Below are 9,055 nucleotides of genomic sequence, written 5' to 3' on the forward strand. Positions count from 1 at the left end.
GATTAAAACGTGTTATCGACACTATTAATCAAATGTTCTTCGCATTATTAAGAAACATATCCATTTAAAACAAGGATTAAAACTTGTACCATGTTCTTTAATTCTACTTGTCTTTCTATTATTAAGAAACATATCCATTTAAAACAAGGATTAAAACTCAACTGTATATAATACTAGATGTCCATTTTCAACTTTATTAAGAAACCTATCCATTTAAAACAAGGATTAGATACAGAAAACTTTAATTATAGCGCCACAAATGGCGCTGATATTGAAATTTCAATTCAGTAATAACAAGGATTGAAACCGATTAGGTTTCCACACAAGTGTGGAAAAAGATTTTATTAGAAATATTTTCCACTTAAAGTAAAAATAAAAAAGAGCTGAGGGCGATAATATCGCTATCAGGTCAAAAAGGTAAAATATTGTCTAGTTAGAATAAGGATTAAAACCGTGGACTTTTTTGTCCACCGTTAAAACAATCTTTATTTCTAAATTAGAAACATTATCTAGTAAAAATAAGTATTAAAATTAAAGGTCATCGACACTTATGTCGACGATTAAGAAACTTATCCAGTAATGACAAGGATTGAAATGTTGATTTTATCGTGATGGACAAAAATGTCCAAGACGATATAAGAAACTTATACAATAAAAATAAGGATTAAAAGACTTTATAGCATATGTACAAAAAAGTACACTTGCTAATAAATAAGAAACTTATCCGATAAAAATAAGGAGTGAAACAAATTAGGTTACCCACTTGTGGGCACGGATTTAAAATAAGAAAGATTGTTTAGTTAAAAGAATTAGTTTTTGATAATAAGTTGGCGAAAATTGAAAAAGATTTCTAAAAAAATTGAAAAATAGATTATAAATATTAGTAATATAAGGGTATAACATTTTTGAAATACCCTTTTTTTATTTCCTTAAATAATATTACTGGCACAGCATAATTTATTTAGATTACAGCATTTACATATAACTGTGACGATGTGCCACCAAAAAACCAAACTCCCTTATATAAAAGTTTTTTCATATTATTCCTCCAATTTTTTTATTTATATGTTATTATATCATCTTTTTTTTATTTTTTAAAGGATTGAAGTTAAAAGTATTAACTAGTTTTAGTAATTTTATTTCTGTCTTATCATTTAGCTTTTCTTGTGCCAGTTCAAGACAACTTGTGACATCATAAGCCATTATAATATCTAGTATTAATAATATTTGGCACAGTGGCACAGCTAAAACTCAACTTACTATATACTCTCTCTTTATCATATCTCTTTTTTTATTATATAATATATCATCATATATAAAGAAAATACTGTGCCACCGTGCCATTTTATATATAACTTATTATTTTTAAATACTTTATAGTGACTCGATTTGCTAAAATAACCCGTGCCTTTGGCACAAAAGCTGTGCCAAAATTATTTTTTCTAGTCTTTGGATTTATAAAATTTCAACTATTATTATGTTTTTTTTATTATAAATCATAAACTTCTTACATTTGATTAATAGTTTTATCTATCACTATTTCAAGAATATAAATAAAAAGAGACTGACCTCTAATGAATAGAAATCAATCTCCTTAATGAATGAAGTATATTTTTTAGATTTTAGTCGTTTGTTATTCTACCGAAGTACAATATACCACCGTTTATAAAATAAGAAAGTATAGAAATATAGTTTCCCATATCTCCTCCTATAAGTTTTCCTATAAGAGCAGTAACACCACCGGCTATAATTGATAGGATAACAGCTTTTTTCTCAGCTCTAAACCCAAATATTCCAACAAAAGTAGGGATAATAAAGGAACCAGAGTACACTGCCAAAGCTAAAAGTAGAGTGGACAAGATATATTTCATTTTAACTGCCACTAAGATAGCGAAAACCCCAAATAAAATTGTAACTATTCTTGTAACGAAGATAGCTTTTTTACTTTTTAAGTCTTTTAAAATCCCTTGGGTAAATAGAGATGACGCAGTAAGAAGTGTGGTATCTGCTGACGAAATCACTGCTGATAAAAGCCCAAAGTATAAAACAAAGCTCAAAACCTTTGGAAGTTTTGTATTGGCTATCATAAGAAGAACTGACTCTTTTCCCACATTGTCAAAGGCTTGTATACCATAAACCCCTAATTTTGTCAAGATAAAAGCAAGTGGTATAAGGACAAGTATCGCCACAATTATAGATTTTCTCATAGTATTATCATCTTTGGCACAGAAAAGTCTCGAATAAATATCTGGACCTACAAGATAAGTTGTAGAATAAGTAAGCACCATAACCAATAAATCTATATAGTTAAATTTATGATTTATAACTGGTAAAACCTCTTTTGTCACTGGCTCTGGCACAATATAGAAAAATGTAAGAACGATACCAGCAAGTATAAACATAAGTTGGATAACGTCAGTTTTTATTATAGAAAGTTGACCCCCAAGAATTGTATAAACGATAAATACAGTTCCACTTAATAAAACCCCTTGAACATAGTTAAGTGATGAAAGGATAGTAACTATCTTGGCAGCCCCCATTATTTGTGAGGCAACAACCCCAAGCCAAGCTATTGGAATTATAAAAGAAGATATTCTTTGGACTTCCTCTCCATAAAAAGTTCCAAGCATACTAGGAAGATTGTATCCGTGGAAATTTTTAATATATTTTATCAGTGGATAAAGACAAAGCAGACCAAAACTAGCACACACCAATAGCCAAATCCCTGCCCAACCGCTCACATAAGCAAAATCTACGCTACCGATTATAGCAGAACTACCAAGGATTGATGCAAGCAAACTTCCTGACACTTGTAAAACCCCTGCATTTTTACCTGCAACAAAGAAATCCTTATCATCTTTGACCTTTTTAAATGATAAAATCCCTATGACAACAACGATTAAAAAATAAAAAAATAACAACATCTCTTTCATAAAATCTCTCCCTTTCTTAAATAACAATTACCAAATCTTTTATTATTCTAGCACAGAAAATATATTTATGTTACCTTTAATTTTTTTTAGGTTAACATTTTGCTTTTCGTTAAAATGTAATGTTATCTTTGGTAAATACAAATAAATTGACTATTCTAATTAAAAAGAGTATAATGATTTAATAGTGATTTGACTGTTTGGTCAAAAATTTAATTTTGTTATTTTATATTAACGAGGTGTCTATGAAAAAGAAAATTTTGGCTCTGTTTTTTTCTTTTCTACTGATAGGTTGCTCCAATAATCAAGAGAAAAAGCCAGAAGAAAAAATTGCTACTCTTACTGGAAAAGATTATTTAAAGCAATATGGTTCTTCTATATCCTTAGAAGAGGCGATACAAATAGCTAGAGAGAGAAACTTGGATATTAAAACTAAAAGGTTAGAGAGAGAAGTGGCTAGTCTTGATAGAAAGATAGCTTTTGGAAATTTCTTGCCCTCTATAAATGTAATGGGTGGTTATACTAAGCTCGATAATCAAGTGGACATTGGTATGGATACTAGCTCTTTAAAAAATGGTTTAGCAGGTGCTTTAGGTAGTCTTGGTCTACCTCCACAAGCACTGGGAGTTTTAGGAAATTTAATCCCCAATACCCTTTCAACAAGACTGATTGACGAGTCTTTTTATACTTATGGTGTAGGTGTACAAATGCCAGTCTTTGTTCCGTCAACTTGGTTTTTATACAGTGCTAGAAAAAAAGGTGAAAAGATAAGTGAGCTAGCTGAAAACTTAACTGATAAGATGATACAACTTCAGATTATGGGAGAATATTTTTATATCCTTGCTCTACAATCAGAGAGAGATTATCTTGTAAATCAGTTAAATTCCGCAAAAGAGATAGAGAAAAAAGCTCGTATTTCCCTAAAAGTTCAAGGGATTTTACCTTGGGAGCTAGATAAAGCAAAAACTTTGGTAAAAGCTAGAGAACTTTCCCTTAATAATAACGAGAGAGATCTAAAGATTGCCAAGATGAACCTTATGAAAAGTCTAAATCTAAATCCATTAGATGATATAGTTATAGAAGATATCTCTATCACTCAAAAGGAGATACCTACTCTAGAGGATTGTATCTACGAGGCTATTTCACAGAACGAAATATTAAAAATCTCTGATACTGCCAGTGGAGTAAGTAGTGACATTAAAAAGATTGCTATCTCTAATTTCTTGCCAAAAGTTATCTTAGGTGGGGGATATATAGAGAACAATAACGATATATTCTTAGATTCAAGTGTAGGATTTGGAAATATAAGCGGAGTTCTTAGCATATTCAATGGATTTAAAAATATAAACGAATATAAAAAAGCTGTAAGGAGAGAAAATATCTCTCAAATGAAAGTTGAAAAGGAATTTTTGACAGTTATAATAGAAACTTCCAGAGCTTATAACAATGTAGAAAAGGCTCGTGAGCTATGTGAGATAGCTGACCTTAACTACAAAGCTGAAAGTGGCAGAATAAAACAAAAAAGTTCTGAAAAGAAAGTTGGAATGATAGGGGAAGATGAATATTTAAGCTCCCTTTCATCATATGATGAGGCTTTTAGTATGAAGAAAAAAGCAGATTTTCAATATCAAATGGCTCTTGGAGCTTTAAGCATTGCAATGGGTAAAAATCCCTTTGTCAAAGGAGGAAATTAATCTATGAAACTAAAATTTTTATTACTAATATTATCTATTTGCATTGTTGGTTGTGGAAAAGAGAAAGAAACTATCATAAGACCTGTGGAAACAATCACTGCCAAGATGTCAGTGGAAAATACAAAATCACAATATCCTGCTGTGGTAGCTCCAGAGAAAGAGGCTTTGCTTTCATTTAGAGTGGCAGGACCTGTTGAGGAGTTTAATGTGGAGATAGGAAGTTTTGTAAGCAGTGGTTCTGTTATAGCAAAACTAGACGAGAGAGATTATAATCTTCAGTTAGAGGCTTTTAAAAATAAAGAACTAGCAGGTAAAAACTCTTATGAGGCAACAAAGGCTGTGGCTGAAAATGCTAGAAAACAATTTGTAAGGGTAGAAACTCTATATAGAGAAAAAGCTATTCCAAAAAAATCTTATGACGAAGTTTTGGCAGGAGTAAAGGCTAGCAAAGCCAAAGAACTAGCAACATTTGCTGTATATCAAGAGGCAATGCAAGGTAGAATAAACTGTGAAAACCAACTTAAAGATACAAGCCTAATAGCTCCGTATGACGGATATATCAAGAAAAAATTTGTTGATGTAGGGTCAGTTGTTGGGGCAGGGATACCTGTTGTATCAATAGCTTCAGTGGGAAATCACAAGATAAAAATAAATATTTCAGAAAATGATTTGGAAAAATTTAATGATGTAAAAGAGGCAAACTTTGTTTATAACGACAAAAAATATCCTCTAAAACTAGAAGAAGTAGGGCAAGTAAAAGGGGCAACAAATACAACTTATCCAGTAACATTTTCTTTTATAGAAGAAAACAATATCCCGATAGATTCACAAGGTAGTGTAGATGTTACTTTTGCCGAGGAGGGAAAAAATGGGATACTGGTTCCTTGTGAGGCTCTATTTGAAAAAGATGGAAAGGTAAATATTTGGATTTATAAAGATGGGCAAGTAACTTCAAAAGAGGTAAAAATCATAAGACCTTACTATGACGGACAAGTTATTATATCTGGAGCAAGTTCTGGAGAAAAAATAGTTACAAAGGGTGTTCACGAATTGTCAGAGGGGCAAAAAGTAAATCTTTTAGAGCCTTTTAGCAAGACAAATGTCGGAGAAGTATTATAGAGGTGTCCTATGAAATTTATAGATTATTCAATTAAAAATACAATCGTTGTAAGGTTTATGGTAATACTACTTGTGATTGGTGGGCTTTTCTCATATATGAAGCTCGGAAAATTGGAAGACCCAGAGTTTAAGATAAAAGAGGCTCTTGTAGTTACACTTTATCCTAATGCCGACGCTCACAGTGTAGAACTACAAGTAACTACCAAGATAGAGGAGGCTCTACAAAAAATCCCTAATATAGAGTTTCTTCAAAGTACATCAAAGCCGGGATATTCCCAAGTTAAGATAAAATTAAAAGAGTCTGTACCAAGTAAAGATTTGGAACAATACTGGGATAAACTTAGAAAAAAAATAAATGACTCTCGTATAAACCTACCAATAGGAGCTTTGCCACCTGTTGTTTTAGATGACTACGGAGCAGTTTATGGAATATTTTTGGCAGTTACAAGTGACGGATATAGTTATTCGGAGCTTAAAAAATACACAGAATATATAACAAAAGAGTTAAACTCTATAAATGGAATTGCCCAAGTTACGCAGTTTGGAAAACCAACTGACGCCATAGAGATAATTATCGACAGAGATAAAGTAAACTCAATGGGACTTAATACAAAACTTATAGCCACATCACTTATCTCAGAAAATCTTATCACTGGTGGTGGGACTATTGATTATGGAAGTTTACGTGTAAATCTAAAACTTAATAACAAGATAAATAGTACAGAAAAACTAGAAAATCTTATTATATTTTCTAAAAAACTACCTGACGGAAATGACGAAATAATCCGTCTTAAAGATATTGCAAAAATAGAGAGAGGTTATGTAGAGCCAATCTCTCAAAAAATGTATTTCAATGGTCAGATGTCAATGGGAATCTCCCTTTCTCCAGAAAGTGGAACAAACATTGTTAACACTGGTAAGGTCATTGACGAAAAAATTATAGAATTAAAAGAAAAATTACCAGTTGGTATCGATATTAAGAAAGTTTATTATCAACCAGACTTGGTAACCTCAGCTATAAATAACTTTATATTAAACCTTATTATGTCAGTTATAACTGTTGTTGGGATTTTACTTTTGACAATGGGTATGAGAAGTGGTTTGATAATCGGAGCAAACTTAGTTTTATCAATCTTGGGAACTTTGATTTTTATGCTAGCAATGAAGATTGATATGCAAAGGGTTTCTCTTGGGTCATTTATAATTGCAATGGGTATGCTTGTTGATAACTCAATCGTTATTGTTGACGGAGTTTTGGTCAGAAGAAACCAAGGTATGAGTATGGAAGATGCTCTTTCGGAATCTACTCATAAACCTGCTCTGCCACTTTTGGGAGCTACATTTATCGCAGCCATTGCCTTTTTGCCTGCATATTTAATGGCAAGTTATACTGGAGAATATGTAAGTTCATCTTTCTGGGTAATTGGAATATCTCTAATGCTTAGTTGGGTGCTTTGCCTTACACAGACACCAGTTTACTGCAAGTTATATCTTGAGAATGAGCCTATAAAAGAGCCAAGTGAGAGAGAAAAGAAATTTTATTCAAAAGTTCATAGTCTCTTAGAATATCTACTTGATAGAAAAAAATCAACACTTTCATTTATGGCTATGGCACTTTTTGTGTCTGGTGTAATATTTATGCAGATACCAAAAACATTCTTCCCTGACTCTGATAAAAAAGGTTTCACTATCTCACTTTGGGCACCAGAGGGAAGTAAGATAGAAGTCGTAGAAAAAGCCACTAACGAGCTTGGAAAATATCTAAGTGAAAATAAAAATGTTACAAACGTAGTGGAAACAATCGGTTCTTCTCCAGCTAGATATTATGTGTGTACTATACCAGAGCTACCAAATCCAGCCTATGGAGAGATTATTGTAAGCGTAGATAAACTAAAAAATCTAGAAACTGTAGCAAACTCAGCTCTTGATTATGCTAATAAAAATCTTGCAGGAATAGTTGTAGGAGCTAAAAAATATCCAAACGGTGTACCTACACAATATCCTATCGAGATAGCTTTTTCAGGACAAGATCCTAAAATTTTAAGGGATTTAGCTAACGAGGCTATGGAGATTATCAAAAAACACCCTGATGTATCAAATGTTAAAACTGACTGGAGAAATAAAATTCTTACTTGGAATGGAGATTATTCGCAGTCCAAAGGGCTTAGAGGAAATATCACTCCTATTGATGTAACAACTGGGCTTATGAGAACTACAACAGGTATGCCAATAGGAAAAATAGAGGAAAATGATAATTCTTTAGCTGTAATTTTAAAAGAAACAAAAGATAGCTCTAATGATATAAACGATATTGGACAAACTCCAATTTGGGGAGCTACTCTAAAATCAGAGCCACTGTCTGGAGTTTTAAATAAAGAGTTTTTATCCTTTGAAGAGGGGCAAATCTGGAGAAGAAATCGTGTGAGAACTATAACTGTCCAATGTGATGTGCCTATGGGAGTTATTGCAGAGGAAGTAAGGAGAGATTTTAAAGAGGAGATTGAAAATATAAAATTACCAAAAGGTTATACTATGACTTGGTTTGGAGAACACCACGAGCAAGTTAAAAACTTTATAGCACTGATGTCTGAAGTGCCACTAACACTTATTATAATGTTTACTATCTGTGTTCTTCTATTTGCAAGTGTAAAAATCCCTATGATTATTTTTTCAGCTCTACCATTTGCAATGATTGGTATCGCTCCGGGGCTTTTCTTGACTGGAAAAAGTTTTGGATTTATGTCAACAATCGGTTTTGTATCACTATCTGGTATGATGATAAAAAATATGATAGTTCTTGTAGACGAGATAAACTATGAGATAAATATTTTGAAAAAAGATAAGTTTACAGCTCTTGTAGATTCTGCTGTAAGTAGAATGAGATCTGTGGCTCTTGCTGCTCTAACAACTATCCTTGGTATGATTCCACTTCTTTGGGATCCACTTTATGGAGATATGGCAGCTACAATTATATTTGGTCTGTTTGTATCAACAGTGTTGACTTTATTCGTTTTCCCTGTTGGATACGGACTATTCTATAATATTAAAAGAAATAAATAATAATATAAAAGGGAATGTTATGATTAAAAGTTATATCATTCCCGTTTTTTTATCAGAAATATATATGAGAATCAAATGTAAAATATTTGTAAAAAGTAAGAAAATTTTTGTTTTTTAAAAGGAAATTTATAAAAAATTTAGAATATTAAAAACGAGGAGAAGAAATAAAAAAATTTAAAAAAAGTGTTGACAAAATCAAAAAACTATATTATAATTAAAACATAAATGAAACAATTACAAATTTAAAAAATA

5 protein-coding genes and 1 CRISPR repeat array (1 of these 6 cut by a window edge) are annotated in these 9,055 nt (G+C 31.7%); of the genes, 3 read left to right on the plus strand and 2 right to left on the minus strand.

All coding sequences use genetic code 11. The features are described 5' to 3' along the window. Window positions 1-232: a CRISPR direct-repeat array (repeat unit 37 nt; unit sequence ATTAAGAAACATATCCATTTAAAACAAGGATTAAAAC); it begins 396 nt to the left of the window's first position. A gap of 839 nt (window positions 233-1,071) precedes the next feature. Then, a complete protein-coding gene (locus I6E15_RS06425) occupies window positions 1,072-1,242 on the minus strand; it encodes a hypothetical protein (RefSeq protein ID WP_235247042.1) in 171 nt (56 codons plus the stop codon). Window positions 1,243-1,622: 380 nt separating this feature from the next. Next, window positions 1,623-2,933: a sodium:solute symporter family protein gene (locus I6E15_RS06430; protein ID WP_235247043.1), complete on the minus strand. Its 1,311-nt coding sequence runs from the start codon at window positions 2,931-2,933 to the stop codon at window positions 1,623-1,625. 242 nt (window positions 2,934-3,175) lie between these two features. Between I6E15_RS06430 and I6E15_RS06435 the strand changes: the two genes are divergently transcribed. From I6E15_RS06435 to I6E15_RS06445, 3 genes are read left to right on the plus strand one after another with little or no spacing between them, the layout of a single operon-like run. Continuing rightward, on the plus strand, window positions 3,176-4,624 hold the full coding sequence (locus I6E15_RS06435; protein ID WP_235247044.1) for a TolC family protein: 1,449 nt from the start codon (window positions 3,176-3,178) through the stop codon (window positions 4,622-4,624). A 3-nt stretch (window positions 4,625-4,627) separates the two neighbouring features. Further along, window positions 4,628-5,743 (plus strand): efflux RND transporter periplasmic adaptor subunit, encoded by a 1,116-nt coding sequence (locus I6E15_RS06440; RefSeq protein WP_235247045.1) that lies wholly within the window; start codon window positions 4,628-4,630, stop codon window positions 5,741-5,743. Window positions 5,744-5,752: 9 nt separating this feature from the next. Then, window positions 5,753-8,803, plus strand: coding sequence for an efflux RND transporter permease subunit (locus I6E15_RS06445; RefSeq protein ID WP_235247046.1), 3,051 nt, complete (start codon window positions 5,753-5,755; stop codon window positions 8,801-8,803). The last annotated feature ends 252 nt before the right edge of the window (window positions 8,804-9,055 follow it).

This window comes from Fusobacterium perfoetens (assembly GCF_021531475.1).
Lineage (GTDB): Bacteria > Fusobacteriota > Fusobacteriia > Fusobacteriales > Fusobacteriaceae > Fusobacterium_B.